The following is a 19,782-nucleotide window of genomic DNA, read 5'->3' as shown; positions in this document are numbered from 1 at the left end:
TTGCCTGGTTAGAACCAACGGTTTGTTTGGTAAGTTCGATGAGCAACTTAGCCCTACGCACACCTGGGAGATGATGAAGGCTACACCCACGGCGAAATGGTTCGTGGCTTCTTCAACACTCGTTGTCAGGTTCGCGTAAAACACCACAAAAAGTGGTATTAAATTACAAATTTTATATATACAAATTTTTACTGTTATGATATTATTACGCTGTAATGAAAAAAGTCGACATTTCATTACACGAATATTTATGAAAGGAGAGTGAACAAAAATGGCAACATGTGGATATAGCTGTCCTCCTGGAACAGTGTCAATCGTTAACTATGATACTGCTGCAGGTTGTGATTCTCGAGCATCAAACTGTACTCCTCCAGCAAAAACTAGATATGTCGATACTATTCAACGTTGTTATCAATTCGAAGGCACTTATACAGATGTTTATTGCAATTCGAGATGGGTTGGTTGCTGCTAGACTTACATAATAAAACCCTTTGGTAATAACCAAAGGGTTTTATTTTAATAATAAGGAGAGATATATATGGATGAAGGTCACAAAAAATTTTTAAAATTAAGAGATTTTGAAGAATATAAAATCGGAAAATATATACCGTTATATGTTGAACTATTTAATTCTTCTTCAAAGGACATAGATATAATTTCATTAGATATATCAAGTAAAGCAGGCGTTATTTTTTTTGTAAGCACATTTTGTATAACTTGTGACTTTGAAGTTGTTGAACAAATCATCAATAAATATAGTAAATTCAACTTTACTATTTTTTTAGAGTCCTCAGAAGAACAGTATAAAGAAGTTCAATATAAGTTCCCAAATACTCAAATATTTTATTGTGACATTAACTATGTCACAAATCAATTTGAAGTTTACTCAGTTCCTTGGGTTCTTGGAATAAATAGTATAGGGCAGATTGTCGGTGGTGGTGTCTTATATAATTTTGAAACAGGTATTAACATTATATCACCACTAATTAAAGCTTATTATACAACGGAAACGGAGGGGGTTCAGAATGGAGAAATTATTAAAAAAACCTACTAGAGAAACAGGAATGGCAATTGGAACAAATTTATCAAATATGTCATTCATAAATTATAATGATACAAATATTCAAATCTCAGATTATAAAGAAAATACAGCTCTTGTTTTTATCTCTCTTCACTGTATGCAATGTATTGATCTTCTGCCATCTATACAAGAGCTTATTGATAAGCTAAAGATTCCTTTTATTCTATTTTCAACCGGGGATGTTGAAGATAATATAGAAATGGCTAATTATTTCAATTGGGAATTTCCGGTAATATCCATAAATACTAAACAATTAGAAGAAATTTTCAAAATAACTTATTTACCATTTTTAATGATTATAGACAAGAATCACATAATTAAAAATAAAGGTGTTGTTCTCGATAAAGAAAATTTTGAGTTTATTTATAGTAATATAGGTGATTAACGTATTTATTAATATAGTTCAAAACTGAAATTAGTGGGACTTGGATCTATTTAATCCTAAATGTTGAGCATAATGTTACTGAATAATCAGGCAAGCGCCTCTGCCAACGACTCATAATTTGTCAATAATCATCTTAATACTGATCAATTCAGATATAAAATTTTCTTTGGATAAGGATATTGTTAGATGATAAAAGTGAAAATTGATCATATTAATACACAGATCATGTATATTTTCAAAACATTAGTTCACATATTTAAGTTATCTCCATATTTATTAATAGTAAGTTTTATATGTAAATTAGTTTTGTCTTTGATTCCTCCTATTCAATTACTTTTAACAAAAAATTTATTTGATTCTCTTGCAACAACTTTTAACTTTGGAAATGAGAACTTAGGAAACTCAATTATACTATTATCATTTCAATTTGCTATTATGCTTCTTAGTTCATTTATCAGGTCCTATGAACATCTTATTAGTTCAAAACTAGAACAAAACGCTAAATACAAAATTGATAGCTTAATATTAAAGAAAGCTTCATTATTGCCATTAACTTTTTTTGATAATTCAAATAACCATGATCACCTAAGACTTTCTTTTTCGAGTTCTCGAAGTGTACAAGTAGTTTTGACTCTTTTTAAAATGCTTCAAAACATAATTACATTTGTTGGATATCTAGCTGTATTAATAAATATCAATTTAATACTCGGACTAGGTTTTCTAATTTTATTAATACCGATATTCACCATAAATCTTATCATTGGGAAAAATAGATACTCCCAAATAATTCATCAAACACCAAGCGATCGAAAAGTTAACTATTTGGAAGAATTGTTAACAAGTAGGGAAGCGGCAAAAGAAATTAGAGTTTATGGTATCTCTGAGTATTTAATTGGATCATGGAAAAATATATATTGGAAGAATGTTAGCGAAAAACTGAGTTTGGAAATTAGTTCTACTAAAAAAAATATAGTAGCCGAACTTTTTAGTACAATAATATTGATCAGTATGTCGAGTTTCCTTCTGTTTTTAGGAGTTTCGGGAAAAATAACTTTAGGAACATTTATTGCTGTTTTCCAAACTATATTAATTACACAAGGAATGCTTCAAAGTATTGCCATTGATTTTTCTAGACTCTATGAGAGTTCATTACATTTAAGTCATTATTTTAATTTTTTGAAAATACCAGACTTGAATGAGAGTGATAAAACTTTGGAACTTCCCGAGAAATTAGTTACAGGAATAAATGTTAAAAATTTATCTTTCTCTTACAAGACAGATCTAATACTTAACAATATTAATTTATCAATAAAAGCAGGTCAAAAAGTAGCTATTGTTGGAGAAAATGGAGCTGGAAAGACCTCTTTAATTAAGTGTTTACTAGGTTTATATCAACCCACAACCGGAGACATATACTATGACAATGTAAATTTAAAAAATATATCTAGTGATAATATACGAAAAAAGGTAACAGTTGCCTTTCAGGATTATTTACATTATCAGTTGTCAATAAGGGAAAATATTGCTTTTGGTAAAATTGAAAATATTAATGATAATAATTCAATTGAAATAGCTGCAACTAAAGCAGGAATACATAAGTACTTCTCAACTTTAACTGATGGCTATGAGACTAATTTAAGTCCTATGTTTCCCGGTGGTCAAGATTTATCAGGTGGGCAATGGCAGAAAGTCGCTTTAAGTAGGGTTTATTTAAAGAATGCTGATGTTGTTTTTTTCGATGAACCGACAGCTGCTTTAGATCCCTTGGCAGAAGCTACCGTATTTGATGAGCTATTAAAACTAAGTGAGGGAAAGACTTCTATAATTATATCTCATCGTCTTGGAGTTTGCTCACAAGTTGACTATATCTATGTGTTGAAAAATGGTTGTTTAGTAGAAGAAGGAACTCATAATTATTTACTGGGCTTGAACGGTGAATATACAAATATGTATCAGTCCCAAGCAAAGTGGTATAATGAAATGCATGAAAATATTTCCAGAGGTGATTAAATGGAAGCATTAATGTTAGTATCAAACGCTGTTGTTATTAATAATGATTTAAAAGAATGCGAAATAGGTAAAGTAATAAATTTCATTTCATCTGAAACTTTGCCATTTGTATACGAATTCAATATATTTATTAAGTTGTATAGAATGCCCACTGATCAAACGATTGATTGCCAAGTTGCGATTTATAATGATGACAATGAAATGTATGGCTTTTCTAACGTTGCCATTGTTAGAAATTACAAAGATTTTGATATTTCTCCAGGAGTGGATATGGCATTAAAAGTGAATTGCGCAGTGTATAAAGCAGGTATATTACAAGTGAAACTGTTTATCGATGGTGAAGAGCATCTCTCTTATCCAATAACGGTAAGAATAGTATGATAACTTATTAGGTACTCCAAAGTGGAATGAGGATTTTCGATGGAAATAGCTTTTGCTTATTCGATTAATTTACTAATTGCATTATTATTTTCTCTCTCGTTTATTTCAAAAATAAAAGAAATTAAGAATTTTAAATTCGAAATAATTAGTTATATTTTAGCGCCGGAAATATTAATTACTCTTTTAGTATATATAATTTTGTTTTTGGAATTCTTTTTTATTGTTGCATTTTCAACTGGTATATTACAAATAACAAAAGAAATAATCGCAATTATTACTCTTTTAATATTTACATGGTTCACTTGGAGAAAAAATAGGAAATCAAAGACAAATACATGTTCATGTTTCGGTTCAATCGGATTTTTGAATAAATTCCCCTTGCTAAGAAATTTTATGATTCTATCTCTGTTAGTCATTGGTTTATATTTGCCAAGATATACAGTTGATTTATCGAGTGCAATTAATTCGATTATTTTGGTAATAAATATTTCTTTATCCATTGAAATAGGACAGATAATTTTTCTTCAAAGGAAAAGGAGAAGTAATGGAAAAAGCAGTGACATATTGTAATCTAATATTTTTTATTGCTATAATTTCAATATATATCTATTTATTGAAAAAGGAGAGAAAAAAACTAAGAACTATACTACTATGGCTAAATGAAATCAAGCCAAATTTGAATGCAACTATTTTATATCTAGATTATACTTCAGAGAATTACCAAGAAATTGATGAAATACTTTCAAAAATAAATCGGTTCAATCTCTTAATAATTTTCAAAGCACCTAAATGGTTAACTATAGTTAAAAGAAAAAAATGGACTAACCATGCAACCTATAATTCTGATGCTTTTGATAGTAACTTCTACAAACCAGAAAATAGTAAAAATGAAATTATTATAGTAGATAATAAAGCAATTGAAAAAATAACGGAAGTAAGTACATGGCTAAAATTATTAGAGCAGAATAACAAAATTACGTCTGTTGGGTAACCAAAACTCAGTAGCATAAAAATAAAAAAGGTAGCTCTTTCGGTATAATCAATTCCACCGAGGCTGTAAAATAGATTATGTAAACTCCCAAACCGAGTTGCTAAACTGATAGAATCAGAAAGGTTGGGGAGAATATAAAGGGACTCTTAACAACGGAGCAAATGATGAGTTTCATAAGTGAGAATAATTTAAGACGGCAGGAGATGTCCAAAGCGCACTTAAGGATCGCTTTGCAGTTGGCTATTCGACCATTCAACCAAGATATATGTATGTGCGATGAAACTTGTTGTTCTTCAAGCAGTTCTAAACAGCACTTGGAGTACCCATTTTTCTACCGTATCTGGCATAAGCCCCATGATAACAACTTTATTAAATGGTGAAATATTGATTAAATCAACGAAATAGGGTCTTACAATGCAGGTTATCTATATCATGCTGATCTTGTTACTATCAGGTCGTTACTTGCACATAAGTACCATATCTTGGGGGAAGTTTATTTGAAAAGGAATAATATACTGTTCAAAAGTGCAATTATTCTATTACTTTTGATAGGATTGTTACTCAGATGTTATTTTACTGAATGGAATAAGCCACTTTCTGGAGATGAAGTAGGGTATAACAAAATGGTATACCAGTTACTAGATAAAGGTATATATGGTTACACTCCTTATGGAACCTCTATTACTCCTAATGCATTTACAACACCAGGTTATCCAATTTTCTTAGCCTTTTGTTATTATGTTTTTGGCTACCAAAGTGGAAATCCACCAATAATGCAAATTCAGTTGGTTCAAATAATAATTCAACTAATCTGCTCTTTGTTGCTATATTTAATTGCTATTAAATTGTTTAGTAGACGAATTATTGGATTGTTTGTTATGGCTTGTTATTTGCTACATCCAACATTTATACTATCTTCTTCATATATTTTAACCGAAACCTTATATGGTTTTTTCAATCTTCTATTTATACTTCTATTAATACATTCTATTAACAAGAAAAACAAAAAAAATCTTTTTTTACTTGGATTTACATTTGGTGTTTGTATTTTGATTCGTCCAGCAATTTTACCATTTTTGTTCATTTTAATTGTTTATTTCTTTTTAAGGGATAAAGATATAAAGATAAAATATAAATTGATTGATTTCGTATTTCTCATCATTGGCTTCTTCGTTACGATGCTTCCTTGGTGGATTAGAAATGTAATATCTCTTGATAAAATCGTTCTTTTAGCAGAACAAGCGGGTAATCCACTTTTGTGGGGGGCATACCCAAACAATCCTTTCCCTGATATTGATCCATTACAAAAACCTGAGGATATGGGTAAAATTGCCATGCATCGAATTATTAATGGGTTCATAAACGAACCTTTTACATACCTTGAATGGTATACGTGGGGGAAATTAAAATATTTAGTTGGAGATATTTTTCCGGGGATATCATATATAACAAAAGGTTATTTTCAAATTGCCCATATTATATCAGTGATATTGGGTGTTATAGGTCTAATATTTATGGCGATTAAGAAAAATATTTCTTCTGGTTTAATTTTGTTTATGTTTTTTTTGACAAATATTATTGTGTATCTTCCATTTGCACCTGTGTCGAGATATTTTTACTCTGCTTTACCTTTATGTTTTATAGGACTAGGACAATTGTATTATTTCATAATAACATTTAGAATCGATCAAGATAAAGCATCTTCGTTAAATAGAAATCCCCGCCTCTGATTACACAGAGCAGGGATTTGTTTGTTTTACTTAATAATACGAGCAGCTGTTACATAGTGATTCTTATACCAAGTGCTGTCTAGGTCACTAATGGTAACATCTTTTTCTGGTGATAGATTATGAATGATTTTATTATCGCCAATCACTAGCGCTGCATTAATTTTTCCTGAATCTTCACAATCTTGTGTTGTTTAATGATCCATGCACAAAAAAATCCTTTACAATGAAATGGCAGGTAGTATCTGACCATAATCCATCGAAAAGGATTACACCGATGGACAAGAATACCCTACTTTCTTCATTTGGTAAATGGATGTTTCCCATTTGTACGAAGATGTTCACAGAACGTGTCACTTTAGGAGAACAAGATAAATACTCAAAAAACTTACGAGCTTGGCCTACCTGAAATTGTTCTTGTATGCTCAGATTCAACAACGAGATAGTCTGCGTGAAATCACCACCGATGTCTTTTCTAAAGATTTTCAGCAGGAACTGGTGTATATATCAATCAATGATCACCTTGCCAATCTAAAAGTTGGCCACCCCAGCGGTAAAAATCGGCACCTGAAGGTGCCGGTATTGGAGTGAAACATTAGCTTTGGTTTGTGTTGAAAATAAACACGAGTCAGCATTCATTCCTTGACCTTCCATGGTTTGTCGTAGTCGGTAGGAGCCACCGTCAAACAGAAGGATATAGGAGTGGTGAATCAGTCGGTCCAACAATGCAGTGGTTAGCGCAGGATCACCAAATACATCCACCCACTGAGAAAATTCCAGGTTGGAGGTAATGATCAGGCTACCCTGCTAGTAACGCTGAGAGATGAATTGAAATAAGAGCTTTCCGCCTTCGCTAAGAGGTACATAAGCTAGCTCGTCCAGAATTACAAGATCGTTCTTGCTCCAACTTTTAAGATACCGGGCCAAACGGTACTCGGACTCGGCTGATTGCAATTCTTGGATTAGCTGTATGACGGGAATGAAGCGGACTCGATGTCCTTCCAGCATAGCCCCCATTACGATTGCGGTCGCAATGTGGCTCTTTCCCGTTCCAGGTCTGCCTATGCACAAGACATTCTCGCGCCTTGTGACGAACGCGCCCTTAGCCAGCTGCTCGATTTTAATCTTCGGTAATTTCGAAATTTGTGTAAAGTCAAACTCCTGCAGTGTTTTCGGTCTTGGAAAATTTGCTTGACGCAAGAGGTACTGCTGCCTTTGTTCCCGTTCTTTGAGCACTTCATGTTCAAGGCACAAAGCTAAGAAATGAAGGTGATCGACATTCTGCTCTAACGCATCTCGCAGTAGAGTGGGATATTGCTGAAGTAATCCTGGCATGCGCAGTTCACCGCATGCGATTTCAATTCGTGCTTCGATTAAACTGCTGGTTGCCACTTATCCCACCTCCTGCAGTAGTAGGTCGTATTGTGCCGCGTGGTCGACCGTAGTCACAACTTCTGCCGCGTCGGTGACTAAATCCGATGGAGCCAGGGCGGTAGCATCTTGGATGAGTGGCGACGATCTGGCATTGTGCAAGATTTCAAGTTTGGTTTTGATGGATTAAATTTAATTGCAAGAGGACAATATGGTGGCTCAGTACGAGGAATGGCTGGAGGGCTATCAAGACGAGCCGTATTCTAGAGAAGGGTTATCGTACGGGACGAGGTTAAAAGTACATCGGGACTTGTTAACCGCGATATGCCAGAGGTATCGGAAGCTGCTTTGCATCCATATAGATGAGGAACGAGAGTTATACCGTTCGATATACAAACGAATCCCAGATCAAGCAAATCGATCTCGCCAATACATTTTGTATCATTTGTAAAGGCGATAATCCATATCCGAGTAATTGAATAATAAGTGGTAACCAATTGAATCTTAATTATCATCATGGGCCGCACCAAAGGCTGCCCCAAATTTCTTCTTAACGGTGAAAAAGTCAAATCCCATCTTAGGAACAAACTTCAATGTTATTTCCGGGTACGAACTTTAATGTAATCGCGTGTTGAGCGATCAATTTTGAGGAACCAACTATAATGTAACTTGAAAATGAGACCAAAAACCCCAAAATGCTTGATATTAGTGGATTTTTTAGGAACCAACTATAATGTCGCTAAACAGAGCTATGAGTAGAAAATAAACTCATATCAATGTACCTAAACTCGTATCATAGAAAATAAAGTCATATCAGAGCCGAGCAGATGCAGGTATATTTCCCGCCATTTGCTCGGCTTTTTCTTCTCTATGATTTCATCCCATGCAGACTTCTTCTCGAAAATAGTATCTATTTTTGTCTCAATGATTTTCTCAGTCCTATCAAAGTTTTTCAGGCTTTGAAGCGGGTTCAAACCATGCATTGATCATGCTTTTACTCAGGATTATTTACTCCACTGTAGATATGCATTTTAGTCTGCAACTCCGCACTTAAAGTCTGCAACTCCGCACTTAAAGTCTGCCACTGAGCAAATAAAGTTTGCCGCTAAGCCGAACGAATTTTAGGCATTTGTCCTGATTTTCGCTCGGCCTTTCTATTGTTTCAGGGAGCAGGGATTAAGGGGATAGGGAAGACCCAAATGCCTCATATCCCTCACTACATCAGGCTTTTCCTCGATTTTTCTGTGATTTTCTCGGTGTTTTCTCAGGTTTTACATCAAACTTCTAGTGGTTTAACGTGATGAAGGATGGAGACACCTAGATTACAGCTAAACAATTTATATCTGATGGCTTCGCACTTTTGTTATTAGGGGCGAGGCTTTTAGTCATTTTCGGGGGAAGTTTCGGGATACAGAATTTTATGTTCCTTCAATTGGTGATGATATACAATTTATATATTGAGTGAACAAGAGGGGGAACAGTAATGCAAAATCTAGAAATAAAAGAGATTAAACTACTTGATGAAGATATTGAAGAGCTTTCTGAACTTTTGAAAATCGTAGTAGATGATGGAGCGTCAGTAGGTTTTTTACCTCCACTGGAGCTAGATGAAGCGACAAAGTATTGGCAAACTGTCTTGGCACCAGAGGTGATCTTGTTTATTGCCAAAATAAACAATAAAGTGGCGGGCAGTGTTCAATTGCATTTAATTACTAAGCCGAATGGAAGCCACAGAGCTGAAATTTGTAAGTTAATGACTCATCCAAACTTTAGACGTAACGGTATTGGACGATCACTTATGCAAAAAGCAGAAGAAAGAGCAAAACAAGAAAGCAGGTCTCTTTTAGTATTAGATACTAGAGAAGGGGATCCGTCCAATAGATTGTACAAATCATTAGACTATCAAGAATCCGGCAAAATACCGGGTTATGCAATTTCTCCGAATGGTGAATTAGATGCAACGGTTATTTATCATAAATTTATTTAGCTGTTTCTTGGATACTTACTAAAAAGATAGTATAATTTTCTATGTGTTTTTATCGAAAGGAAGTGAATTCATGAGTGATTTAGAAAGAATTAAACTCGTGAAGCCACCATTTCCCAAGCTACGATGTTTTTCTTTCAAACCTATAATCATCTAGGAGAGGATTATTTTGAAGGGGAACATCGGAAACAAAATACCTAGCTTATTATTACTGATTGTATTAGTAGGCTTCCCACAAATTAGTGAAACCATTTTTAGCCCATCATTACCTTCTATCGCAGAAGCGTTTGAAACTTCTATGAGTGATGCACAGCTTACGATGAGTGTGTACTTTATCGCTTTTGCTTTCGGGGTATTTTTCTTTGGGCGTTTATCCGATAAAATCGGTCGTCGCAAAGCAATGCTTTATGGGCTGTTTTTATATTTTGTTGGTAACGTACTTTGTTTAGTAGCAAATGAGATGGCGGTTTTATTAGTCGCGCGTTTTGTTCAAGCGTTTGGTGCAAGTGTTGGCTCTGTCGTGACACAAACGATTTTACGCGAAAGCTTTTCTGGCGTTGAGCGTCATAAACTGTTTGCTCAAATTTCAGCTGCCCTGGCCTTCACACCTGCCATTGGCCCGTTAATTGGTGGCTTTGCCGATTATTATTTTGGCTTTAAAGTTGTATTTTTGGTGTTAGTCGCTATGAGTGTTATTGTATTTTGCTATGCATTTTTACGCTTACCTGAAACATCGCCTGCTACAATCGAAATGATGCCACTACTACCAATAGTAAAGCGCATGATTACAAATGCTCGTCTATGGCGCTACGGCGTATTAATTGGTGGTATTAACGGTGTATTATTTAGCTATTATACCGAAGCACCGTTTATTTTTACGCAATACTTTACACTAACAAGTGCGATGTATGGTTTTTTAGGCATTATCGTTGCGCTCGCTTCTATCGCAGGTGCGATGCTATCTAAACGACTCGTTAGCCACACAAAACCTGAGAAGGTTATCGTGCTCGGGTTAGCCATTATGCTCATCGGTACATTGCTCGCTACGTCGGTACATTTTTTACCGATTTCATTACAAATGGCAACCATGATGGCTAGTGTGTTCATTATTTTATTTGGTACAGGTACCGCTTTACCAAACTGCTTAAGCTTAGCGCTCATTGACTTTCAAGATGTCATAGGTTCTGCGGGTGCGATATTTAGCTTAGGTTATTATTTACTCGTCAGCGCTACAACCTATGGTATGAGCGTTTTCCATAACGGAACAGTCCTTGCGATGCCGCTATATTTTTTAGCACTAGGGATTGTTATGCTTTTAATAAGCTTACCCTTACTTTATAAAGAATGATCGAGTTTAAAATTCTGAATATGACCGACTGTTCAACTTTTTCGTGAAAATGAAGATGATATTGGGCCGACCTAATAAGATTTAGGTCGGCCTAATTATATTTAGTTGAACATTTTGCATGGATTTGGAGCGTGAAAACAGCGCAAACTTTGATAAAATAAACAAACAACAGCTTGTGATAACGGGAGGTAGTTTCCATAGACGAAGATTTCACGATGCTGCTTCAGCTCTTTGAGCGGGCAGCATTATTGCTAATTATTTTGTTTTTATTAACTCGTATTCCGAGCTTTAGGCAGATTCTGCAAAAAGAATCGCTGTCATCGAAGGAGTTCGCCGTCGTTACGATTCTGTTCTGTACCTTTGCAATATTCGGTACCTACTCAGGCATCGATGTGGAAGGCTCGCTCGTCAACGTACGGATCATCGTGATTATGTCAGGAGGCATCTTATTCGGGCCTTGGGTCGGTCTTGTCGTGGGCGTAGTGTCCGGAATCCACCGTTATTTGATCGACATCGGCGGTGTGACCTCATTTCCATGTCTCATCACGAGTATTATTGCGGGGCTGGTATCTGGCTATATTCATCTTCGAACACCGAAAGAGAAGCGTTGGTTTATCGGGATTTTTGCCGGGATGGCCTGCGAGGCATTAACGATGCTGTTGATCATATTCATGGCGAAGCCTACATCATTAGGTATCGAGATTGTATCCAAGATTGCAAGACCAATGATCCTAGGGCAATTGAATGTGGGATTGATCATTTTGTTAATTCAGAATGTGGAAAGTGAGCGGGAAGGAATCGCTGCGCAGCAAGCGAAGTTAGCTTTGGACATTGCGAATAAGACATTACCCTATTTTCGCTCCATCAATACGGAATCCTTGCACAAGATCTGTTCCATTATTAAAGAAGATATTCAAGCCGATGCGGTGGCGATTACGGATGCCTCAAATGTGCTCGCTTACGTCGGTTATGGGGAAGACCGCTATCAATTCCGGCATGAGATCATAAGTGATATGACCAAAGAGACGATACGGAGCGGGGAGTTCATGATAAGCAACCATGCGTTGGATGATGCGATGCCCGGCATTCAATCCTTACTCATTATTCCGCTGAAAGAGCGAGAAGAAGTTACGGGGACCTTGAAGATTTATTATCGGAAAGCGCATAAAATTACCTATCCGCTGCAGACTATGGCCGTCGGTTTATCCCAGATCATCTCGACATTAATGGAAGTTTCCCGTGTGGAAGAGATTAAGGAGATGGCGAATAAAGCTGAGCTCAAAGCGCTGCAGACAACCATTCAGCCTCACTTTTTGTTCAATGCGTTGAACGCGATTGGGTCCTCAATCCGGAATAGACCGGATCAAGCGAGGGAGCTGATCGTCAATTTATCGGGATATTTACGTTATAATTTGGAGCTAACGGATGAATTGATCGATATCCATAAGGAGCTGGAGCAGGTTCGGAATTACGTGGAAATTGAGAAAGCACGCTTTGGAAATCGGTTAAGTGTTGTTTATGATGTGGATGAAGTCACCGTGAAGATTCCCAGTCTCATCATTCAACCGTTAGTGGAGAATGCGATTGTCCACGGTATATTGAAGAAGAAAGGACCCGGAACGGTCACCATCTATGTCAAAGATAATGAAGATTACATTCGGATAGGTGTGCAGGATACTGGTGTGGGTATCCGTGAAGATTTCATTGAACAGGTGATGGAGGAGCGAGTTCCACCGAACCATATTGGTCTTTTCAATGTGCATAAGCGTGTGAAGCTCATTTTCGGGCATGGTGTTACGATGGAGCGACTGGATCAAGGAACGAACATCTTTTTTGACATACAGAAGGAGACACGATGAGAGCGATAATTGTGGAAGATGAAGTATTGGCCAGTGAAGAGCTGGAGTATCTGATTACCAAACATAGCCGCATTGAAATCGTGGAGCGATTCGAGGATGGCCTTGATGTGCTTAAATTTCTGCAGGAGAAGGAAGTCGATGCGATATTTCTCGATATCAACATTCCATCTCTGGACGGGATGCTGCTGGCGACTAATATCAGTAAGTTCGCCCATAAACCGTATGTTATTTTTACAACAGCTTATAAGGAACATGCTGCCCAAGCATTTGAACTGGAAGCTTTTGATTATATCTTGAAGCCTTATGACGAGAACCGGATTGCCGCGATGTTACGTAAGCTGGAGACCGCCTTCGAACGGGATCTGCAGCAAGGAGGAAGTCCAAATCCTGTGGAAAGCAGGCAAAGATCTGAGGAGAAACGCATTAATCTGCTGAAAAATGACAAATATATCGTAACGGACAGCGATGACATCTACTATGCGGAAGCACAAGAGAAGGTGACGAACGTATTCACGAAGAGCGGAATCTACACGATGCCGATGAGTATTTCGGACTTTCATGCCATGCTGCCTCAAGATCGATTCTATCGTTGTCATCGTTCCTATACCATCAATTTGTCCCAAATCCATGAAATCGTTCCATGGTTCAACAATACTTACCTGCTGCGTCTACGTGATTTGGATGCCAAAGTGCCCGTCAGTCGAAGTAAAGTCAAAGAATTTAGGCAGTTGATGCGTATATAAATGCAGTTCATTCCGTGATCCCGTCATTTCATGTCGCTTATGGCTCAAGAAAGCGTTTTATCCTGTAAGATAAGGGTGTGAAAGCGAGGCGCAAGAAGCCTTCACTTCCCTACAGATAACGCAAACATCTTGATCATAGCAGAATGGAAAGAGGGGATCTATCATGAGAACGCATCAAGCACCCCAAGCGAAGGTAAATCGATGGATGATCGTCCTAGGGACAATCATTGTACAAATGGGATTAGGTACAATATACACGTGGAGTTTATTTAATCAGCCGTTAGCTGACAAATTTGGATGGGAGCTTAGCTCCGTATCGATTACGTTTTCCATCACCAGCTTTGCACTGGCTTTTGCGACATTGTTCGCCGGTAAGATTCAGGATCGTATCGGAATTCAGCGTTTGACGATGATTGCAGGTGCTGTTCTCGGTGCAGGGCTAATCGCTAGCTCACAGGTTTCATCGTTGTGGATGTTGTATTTACTAGCTGGTGTGGTTGTTGGTTTTGCGGATGGTACAGCCTATATCACATCGCTATCGAATTTAATTAAATGGTTTCCTGAACGTAAAGGACTAGTATCGGGGATCTCGGTGGGAGCTTTTGGGGCAGGCAGCTTGGTTTTTAAATATATCAATGCGCATTTCATCAATACCTTGGGAGTCTCCCAAGCTTTCCTGGTCTGGGGATTGATCGTGATGGTGATGGTGATTGCCGGTTCGTTCTTAATCAAAGAAGCCGTAATTACAGAAACACCTGCGAAAGCAAATACCCAATCGAACAGTCAACGGAACTATACAGTCAAAGAAATGCTGCGTACGAAAGAAGCGTATATGCTCTTCATTATTCTATTCACAGCTTGTATGAGTGGATTGTATATGATCGGTATCGTCAAAGACATCGGTGTGCAGCTTGCCGGTCTTGATATCAGCACAGCAGCGAATGCTGTAGCTATGGTGGCGATCTTCAATACTTCCGGTCGGCTCGTACTCGGTCCATTGTCTGATAAAGTAGGACGTATGAAAGTTGTAGCTGGCGCGCTTCTCGCAACGGCAGTGTCCGTCCTGATTTTAAGCTTTATACCTTTGACCACGGGCATCTTCTTCGCATGTGTCGCGACGATCGCATTCTGTTTTGGCGGTAATATCACAGTCTTCCCAGCGATTGTGGCTGACTATTTCGGCCTGAAGAACCAGAGCAAGAACTACGGAATCATTTATCAAGGATTCGGTTTAGGTGCCTTGGCTGGCTCGTTCCTGAGTGTGTCGTTCGGTGGTTTCCAAATTACCTTTTCAGTCATCGCGATCTTGTGTGTGCTCTCCTTCTTGATGGCGATCTTTATCTCAGTACCTAGCCAACGTAATGAGTCGAGCAAGGACCAAGAAGTTGTGCTAGAGCCGCAATATAATGCGGGATAATCGTGAATAATAAAGTATGTAATGAGAATGAAAATGAGCTCAGCTAACTAAGCTGAGCTCTTTGACTTCCAAATTATTATCAAATACATGCGACTCGACTCTGTAACACGGTTTTGCCCTGTTATCTCACCTAAACTGTGAGTTTCGCCCGCTGTAACAGGAAAAAAACCTGTTATCTCACTCTGGCCTCTCCATCTCTACAGTGCCTCGACTCTGTAACACGGTTTTCCCCTGTTATCTCATCTAAACTGTGGGTTTCGTCCGCTGTAACAGGGAAAAAGCCTGTTAAATAGAAGTAAATGATTTGTAGTACATAACCATTCCAGCTCTATATAATGAAAACAACTGAAACGTAAGTGAATGGCGAAGAAGCTATGCCACTTTAGACCTAGTTAATAAAATGAGTAACCAAAACAAATAATTACTATAAGTCAAAAAGTCAACAAAAGAAATCCATATTGGGTATATGGTTATTTTCTGTGATGTAAGAATCAATATAGTGGTAACTCCCAAAAGCAAAATTATTTTTTAAAATAACTACCACTTGAAACAAGCCATTGAAGATCTATAGGTTTATTTTTATGTCGCTTCACAATAATATTGTAAATAGCTAAATGAACAATTAGGTGTGTTATAAAAATTAGAAAAGGAAATAAAATGATACCTAAAGCTACACCCAAACCATTAGCTTGATTGGGAACTATATAGTCCTCATTAAGCAAGAAGATAAACTTTTTGTACTGAGTAAATGTTGATATCAATATTGAAATTAAACTCAAATAATAGTAATTTATTGTGTTCATCTTTACCTCCTTAATAAAAACTAAAGCTATAGTAATATGACATACTGTAGCCTTAAGGTAACATTTGTTAGTGCTTGAAGTAAATATGAACAGAGCAAGGAACAATCACGCTGTTAATAAAATTGTTCCGTTAAAGGGAGGAAGAAATATGTCCAATGACGTAAGAGCAAGAAGAGTCATTTTAGATTTAGCTGTTACTTTAGATGGTTTTATTGAAGGGAAAAATGGGGAAGTTGATTGGTGCATCATGGACTCAGAGATGGGGTTTATTCATTTCTTAAATCAAATTGATACTATCTTATACGGAAGAAAAAGCTATGATTTATGGGGACAATTTACTCCAGAAGTTGAAGGTACGGATGCTGAAAAAGAAATGTGGGAATTAGTTCACAGCAAAGAAAAATACGTGTTTTCCAGAACGCAAAAGGGAACGGATCATAAAGCAATATTCATAAACGACAATCTTATTGAAGAAGTAAATAAATTGAAGAACAAGCCTGGTAAAGACATCTGGTTATATGGTGGAGCAAGTCTTATTACAACGTTTATCAATTTAGGGCTAGTTGATGAATTTAGATTATCTGTTCACCCTGTTATTTTGGGAGAAGGAAAGCCGTTGTTTATAGATATAAAACAGAGGTTGAACTTAAAAATAGTTAGTACAAGAACGTTCTCCTCTGGCGTTGTGCAGCTAATCTATCATTTAAATGGGAATTAATAATATCAGCTAATTCAGCCAGGAGGTTACAGCTATGGACTTAAAGTTATCTGGAAAAAAAGCACTTATTGTAGGAGGAAGCCGTGGCATTGGTAAAGCGATTGCCCGCCAAATGGCTCTGGAAGGTGTAGACTGTACGATTTGTTCAAGAAACGAATCCTCGCTAAAAATCGCTGCAGAGGAATTGGCCCAGGAAACAAAAAGAAATATCTATCCGATTGTGGCAGATACCACGAATCCGGATTCTATCCTAAAACTAGTTGAGAATTCAGCAGCGGCGATGGGGAGTATTGATATTCTTATCAACAGCGGGGCTCGTGTTGGAGGTCAAGTGCCAGAGGATTTTAACAGCATTAATGAGGAACTTATTCTGAAAGATTTTGAAGAAAAGTATTTGGGCTATTTTCGCAGTATCCGTGCTGTAGCACCTTATATGATAAAAAATAATTGGGGACGTATCATTAATATAAGCGGTTTGGCTGCCAGAATAGGTGGCAATTATTTTAGCTCTGGTCCGCGGAATGCATCTGTTGTCCATTTAACAAAATCCACATCCATGGAATTAGGGAAGCACGGAATTACCGTCAATGCGGTTTATCCAGGGATTGTAAGTACGGAAGCGTTTAGAGAACAAGTTACGGATGAAGATGCTTTACGCCAGTTCGCGGGAATGAATGCGCTCGGTCGCTTGATTACAGCGGAGGAAATTGCTAATGTCGTTACCTTCCTAGCTTCACCTTTGTCGGGATCGATTACCGGCGATGTCATTTCGGTAACTGGCGGCATTGGAAATACCGTTTATTACTAAAAAGTTAGGCGACTGCTCCCCAATTGAATTTAGAGGAGCAATCGCCGCTTAATAAATCTTTTATAGTTGTCTACTTCCCGAACGATTGAAATGCCAATTGAAAACGGAACTTCATATCGTCTTCAAACCACATTCTGAAATTGGTCCCCCACACGTTATTGTGAAGGTTAAAGTGAAACCCGCCGTCGATAAGAGCAAACGTATTATCGAACTGAAGCAGCCGTCTTTCGCCCGGGCATACAAGCGGAGCATCCAGTGTTCGGATCGTGCAGCATCCGTCCGCGCCTTCGTAGAATAGTCCGGTGTCTACCGCATGCATGTTGCGACTTCCGTCCTTCACAACGGTTGATGGAGAGAGGCGGTATCCGAGCTTATCCATTAACCACATATTCGGGTTATCCACGAGCGGAGCAAAGGAGAGCCAGCTTGCTTCCGGCAATCGGCAGGCAGCTTTCCCAGTCCAGTGGAGTGTAATATCGATCTGCGGTTCCTGCTTGTGAAATGCATAGCTAACGATCAGCTTGCGAGGCGCGCCGTACTGGGCGCAGGCGATCGAATCCATGGCCAGCTCGATATGGACCACATCGTGCTCCGTTTGCCTCTCCAATCGTATTCTCCTTGGGGCTCCCTGATAACTTGCATGTTCGGGCCGCGGTTCCGCATATTCCATGCCTGGTTTGCCAAAATCGGGTTCTGCCCAGCTGTGATGCAGTCTAAGATCTCTAGAATATTCTCTATAGAATCGATCGTAATTTTCTTGGCCGAACGTCTCGTAACGGTAGGCACCTATCGGGTGAGTGTCGTTCGCCCACACTTTTCCGTTCCGGTCAACCAACTGAATGATCGATCCATCCGGCGCGAAGGCCGCGCGAAAGCAACCTAGTTCATATCGAGCATTCCATTCAAGCTGCTCCGAGATGGAATCCGAAGCTGCGCTGCTCTTCGGCGCCATTTGCTCGAATGCGGCCAGTGCTTCGCTAACCAGTTCTTGAGGCAATGCGGATAAAGCTTGGTCGATATATTCGCGCTGTTCTTGCCAAGAACTTTCGAAAAGGCGAAAAGTTCGCTCTGGCTTTGCCATTTGCTGCAGTAAAGCAAACTTATGCGCAGTGGCGTCTTGGACGGCATCGCCTGCTCTGGCAGCGGCGAAATCAGCCGCGGCGTAGGCGCTGTAATCGCCGAGATAAACCTTCTCGTCCAGCCCCCACGTATGCTCAGGAATGAGCATCAAGCGGTTGCAAAATAAAGCGTACGCTTCACTATTCGGATCTAAGGCACCGGTAGAGACCCATTTGTCCCTTAAACGCAGCAGTTCCCGATAACGCGCTACTTTCCATGGGTCGGAAGCTACTCCGTGAATCCACGAATCGCCGATTTCCTCGCGGATCACCGGCAGGCGCTCTTTCAGTGGGAGCAGCTTCTCCGCAAACGCATCCAAGCTGGAAGCTATGATTTCTGCGCCTGGATATTTCTGCTGCAATTGAGCATACATTTCACGAACAGCTTCAATGCTGGAAGGACCATGATTATCACCGGTATGGGCAAAATAAAGCGCATCTTCCAGTCCGTCGACTTCAAGGGGCTTGCCATAATCCGCCGCATAATTGACGATGACTTCAGAGCCGTCAGCGGCGCGCCATACAAAAACATCAGGGACATGAGGCTTTTTGGAAGCCGGATTAACGCCTAAATGCAAATATTGAATGCCGTGTTTGGCTAAGATTGGGACGATACCGATGGTATGCCCTGGAACGTCCGTCATTTTTGCAGCGATCGTTGTTTTTCCGAACCGGCGATCCAGATCCCCGGATAGGGACAATCCAAATTCGAACAGCTCCGCGTCCATTAATTCGGTATGCGTTGTAAACGGCAGTCCATGCCAAGCGATTCGGTCTTGGCGTATCGCTTCCTCCATACGGCTGCGGGCCTCAACCGGCGCCGTGCGCAAATATTCGTGGATTAACCACGACCCGGTCGTCCATACGAATTTCGCATTTCCTTCTTCAACGGCCAATCGCTCGGACAAATCCAATGCTTGCGGGATGTACTGATTCATGTATCGCTCGACAACATGTTTCGCTAAGTCAGTAAAGCCAATGTCCAGATGGGTTTTGAAAATAACATGAACTCTTTTGTAGGCTGCCATGATATAAATT

At 38.6% G+C, this 19,782-nt stretch carries 17 protein-coding genes and 1 pseudogene; 15 read left to right on the top strand and 3 right to left on the bottom strand.

Features of this window, described 5'->3' with window-relative positions; genetic code table 11:
* The first annotated feature begins 538 nt into the window (after window positions 1–538).
* The 8 genes from ACXX53_RS19060 to ACXX53_RS19025 all read left to right on the top strand — a co-directional run bounded on the left by ACXX53_RS19060 (window position 539) and on the right by ACXX53_RS19025 (window position 7,166).
* Window positions 539–1,054, top strand: coding sequence for a hypothetical protein (locus tag ACXX53_RS19060; RefSeq protein ID WP_458570275.1), 516 nt, complete (start codon window positions 539–541; stop codon window positions 1,052–1,054).
* On the top strand, window positions 1,026–1,466 hold the full coding sequence (locus ACXX53_RS19055) for a TlpA family protein disulfide reductase (protein ID WP_458570274.1): 441 nt from the start codon (window positions 1,026–1,028) through the stop codon (window positions 1,464–1,466). Before ACXX53_RS19060 ends, ACXX53_RS19055 begins: the two co-directional genes overlap by 29 nt.
* 186 nt (window positions 1,467–1,652) lie before the next feature.
* On the top strand, window positions 1,653–3,476 hold the full coding sequence (locus tag ACXX53_RS19050; RefSeq protein WP_458570273.1) for an ABC transporter ATP-binding protein: 1,824 nt from the start codon (window positions 1,653–1,655) through the stop codon (window positions 3,474–3,476).
* The gene (locus ACXX53_RS19045) at window positions 3,477–3,857 is read left to right on the top strand and encodes a hypothetical protein (RefSeq protein ID WP_458570272.1); all 381 of its coding nucleotides are present in this window, start codon (window positions 3,477–3,479) and stop codon (window positions 3,855–3,857) included.
* Between the two features lie 39 nt (window positions 3,858–3,896).
* A complete protein-coding gene (locus tag ACXX53_RS19040; RefSeq protein WP_458570271.1) occupies window positions 3,897–4,427 on the top strand; it encodes a MauE/DoxX family redox-associated membrane protein in 531 nt (176 codons plus the stop codon).
* A complete protein-coding gene (locus ACXX53_RS19035) occupies window positions 4,402–4,848 on the top strand; it encodes a hypothetical protein (RefSeq protein WP_458570270.1) in 447 nt (148 codons plus the stop codon). The genes ACXX53_RS19040 and ACXX53_RS19035 overlap by 26 nt, the downstream gene beginning before the upstream one ends.
* A gap of 497 nt (window positions 4,849–5,345) precedes the next feature.
* Window positions 5,346–6,578 carry a glycosyltransferase family 39 protein gene (locus ACXX53_RS19030; protein ID WP_458570269.1) on the top strand — a complete coding sequence of 411 codons (1,233 nt, stop codon included), beginning with the start codon at window positions 5,346–5,348 and terminating at the stop codon, window positions 6,576–6,578.
* A gap of 372 nt (window positions 6,579–6,950) precedes the next feature.
* On the top strand, window positions 6,951–7,166 hold the full coding sequence (locus ACXX53_RS19025) for a DUF4372 domain-containing protein (protein ID WP_458570302.1): 216 nt from the start codon (window positions 6,951–6,953) through the stop codon (window positions 7,164–7,166).
* Here the strand turns inward: ACXX53_RS19025 and istB are convergent.
* Window positions 7,107–7,967: pseudogene (gene istB, locus ACXX53_RS19020) on the bottom strand (IS21-like element helper ATPase IstB). The gene ACXX53_RS19025 and the pseudogene istB sit on opposite strands and share 60 nt — an antisense overlap.
* Window positions 7,968–9,429: 1,462 nt before the next feature.
* On the opposite strand from istB, the gene ACXX53_RS19015 reads away from it, so the two are divergent.
* The 5 genes from ACXX53_RS19015 to ACXX53_RS18995 all read left to right on the top strand — a co-directional run bounded on the left by ACXX53_RS19015 (window position 9,430) and on the right by ACXX53_RS18995 (window position 15,297).
* Window positions 9,430–9,933 (top strand): N-acetyltransferase family protein, encoded by a 504-nt coding sequence (locus tag ACXX53_RS19015; protein WP_458570268.1) that lies wholly within the window; start codon window positions 9,430–9,432, stop codon window positions 9,931–9,933.
* Between the two features lie 166 nt (window positions 9,934–10,099).
* Window positions 10,100–11,278 (top strand): multidrug effflux MFS transporter, encoded by a 1,179-nt coding sequence (locus ACXX53_RS19010; RefSeq protein ID WP_458570267.1) that lies wholly within the window; start codon window positions 10,100–10,102, stop codon window positions 11,276–11,278.
* Window positions 11,279–11,493: 215 nt separating this feature from the next.
* Entirely contained in the window at window positions 11,494–13,137 is a 1,644-nt protein-coding gene (locus tag ACXX53_RS19005; RefSeq protein ID WP_458570266.1) for a LytS/YhcK type 5TM receptor domain-containing protein, read from the top strand.
* Entirely contained in the window at window positions 13,134–13,880 is a 747-nt protein-coding gene (locus ACXX53_RS19000) for a LytR/AlgR family response regulator transcription factor (RefSeq protein ID WP_458570265.1), read from the top strand. Before ACXX53_RS19005 ends, ACXX53_RS19000 begins: the two co-directional genes overlap by 4 nt.
* Before the next feature lie 163 nt (window positions 13,881–14,043).
* Entirely contained in the window at window positions 14,044–15,297 is a 1,254-nt protein-coding gene (locus ACXX53_RS18995) for an L-lactate MFS transporter (protein WP_458570264.1), read from the top strand.
* 521 nt (window positions 15,298–15,818) lie between these two features.
* Here the strand turns inward: ACXX53_RS18995 and ACXX53_RS18990 are convergent.
* Window positions 15,819–16,100, bottom strand: a complete 282-nt coding sequence (locus tag ACXX53_RS18990) for a hypothetical protein (protein ID WP_458570263.1) — start codon at window positions 16,098–16,100, stop codon at window positions 15,819–15,821.
* A 148-nt stretch (window positions 16,101–16,248) separates the two neighbouring features.
* On the opposite strand from ACXX53_RS18990, the gene ACXX53_RS18985 reads away from it, so the two are divergent.
* Entirely contained in the window at window positions 16,249–16,818 is a 570-nt protein-coding gene (locus ACXX53_RS18985; protein WP_458570262.1) for a dihydrofolate reductase family protein, read from the top strand.
* Window positions 16,819–16,852: 34 nt separating this feature from the next.
* On the top strand, window positions 16,853–17,626 hold the full coding sequence (locus tag ACXX53_RS18980) for an SDR family NAD(P)-dependent oxidoreductase (protein WP_458570261.1): 774 nt from the start codon (window positions 16,853–16,855) through the stop codon (window positions 17,624–17,626).
* 70 nt (window positions 17,627–17,696) lie between these two features.
* Here ACXX53_RS18980 and ACXX53_RS18975 read toward each other — a convergent pair whose 3' ends face one another.
* On the bottom strand, window positions 17,697–19,772 hold the full coding sequence (locus ACXX53_RS18975; RefSeq protein WP_458570260.1) for a DUF5054 domain-containing protein: 2,076 nt from the start codon (window positions 19,770–19,772) through the stop codon (window positions 17,697–17,699).
* Window positions 19,773–19,782 lie beyond the last annotated feature (10 nt).

This window comes from Paenibacillus marinisediminis (assembly GCF_054343325.1).
The sequence above is the reverse complement of the archived record's forward strand: the minus strand, read 5'-3'. Positions and strand labels throughout refer to the sequence as shown.

Coding starts and splice junctions, on each gene's coding strand:
- ACXX53_RS19060 (WP_458570275.1), top strand. CDS start 539: ATGGATGAAGGTCACAAAAAATTTTTAAAATTAAGAGATTTTGAAGAA.
- ACXX53_RS19055 (WP_458570274.1), top strand. CDS start 1,026: ATGGAGAAATTATTAAAAAAACCTACTAGAGAAACAGGAATGGCAATT.
- ACXX53_RS19050 (WP_458570273.1), top strand. CDS start 1,653: ATGATAAAAGTGAAAATTGATCATATTAATACACAGATCATGTATATT.
- ACXX53_RS19045 (WP_458570272.1), top strand. CDS start 3,477: ATGGAAGCATTAATGTTAGTATCAAACGCTGTTGTTATTAATAATGAT.
- ACXX53_RS19040 (WP_458570271.1), top strand. CDS start 3,897: ATGGAAATAGCTTTTGCTTATTCGATTAATTTACTAATTGCATTATTA.
- ACXX53_RS19035 (WP_458570270.1), top strand. CDS start 4,402: ATGGAAAAAGCAGTGACATATTGTAATCTAATATTTTTTATTGCTATA.
- ACXX53_RS19015 (WP_458570268.1), top strand. CDS start 9,430: ATGCAAAATCTAGAAATAAAAGAGATTAAACTACTTGATGAAGATATT.
- ACXX53_RS19005 (WP_458570266.1), top strand. CDS start 11,494: ATGCTGCTTCAGCTCTTTGAGCGGGCAGCATTATTGCTAATTATTTTG.
- ACXX53_RS19000 (WP_458570265.1), top strand. CDS start 13,134: ATGAGAGCGATAATTGTGGAAGATGAAGTATTGGCCAGTGAAGAGCTG.
- ACXX53_RS18995 (WP_458570264.1), top strand. CDS start 14,044: ATGAGAACGCATCAAGCACCCCAAGCGAAGGTAAATCGATGGATGATC.
- ACXX53_RS18990 (WP_458570263.1), bottom strand. CDS start 16,100: ATGAACACAATAAATTACTATTATTTGAGTTTAATTTCAATATTGATA.
- ACXX53_RS18985 (WP_458570262.1), top strand. CDS start 16,249: ATGTCCAATGACGTAAGAGCAAGAAGAGTCATTTTAGATTTAGCTGTT.
- ACXX53_RS18980 (WP_458570261.1), top strand. CDS start 16,853: ATGGACTTAAAGTTATCTGGAAAAAAAGCACTTATTGTAGGAGGAAGC.
- ACXX53_RS18975 (WP_458570260.1), bottom strand. CDS start 19,772: ATGGCAGCCTACAAAAGAGTTCATGTTATTTTCAAAACCCATCTGGAC.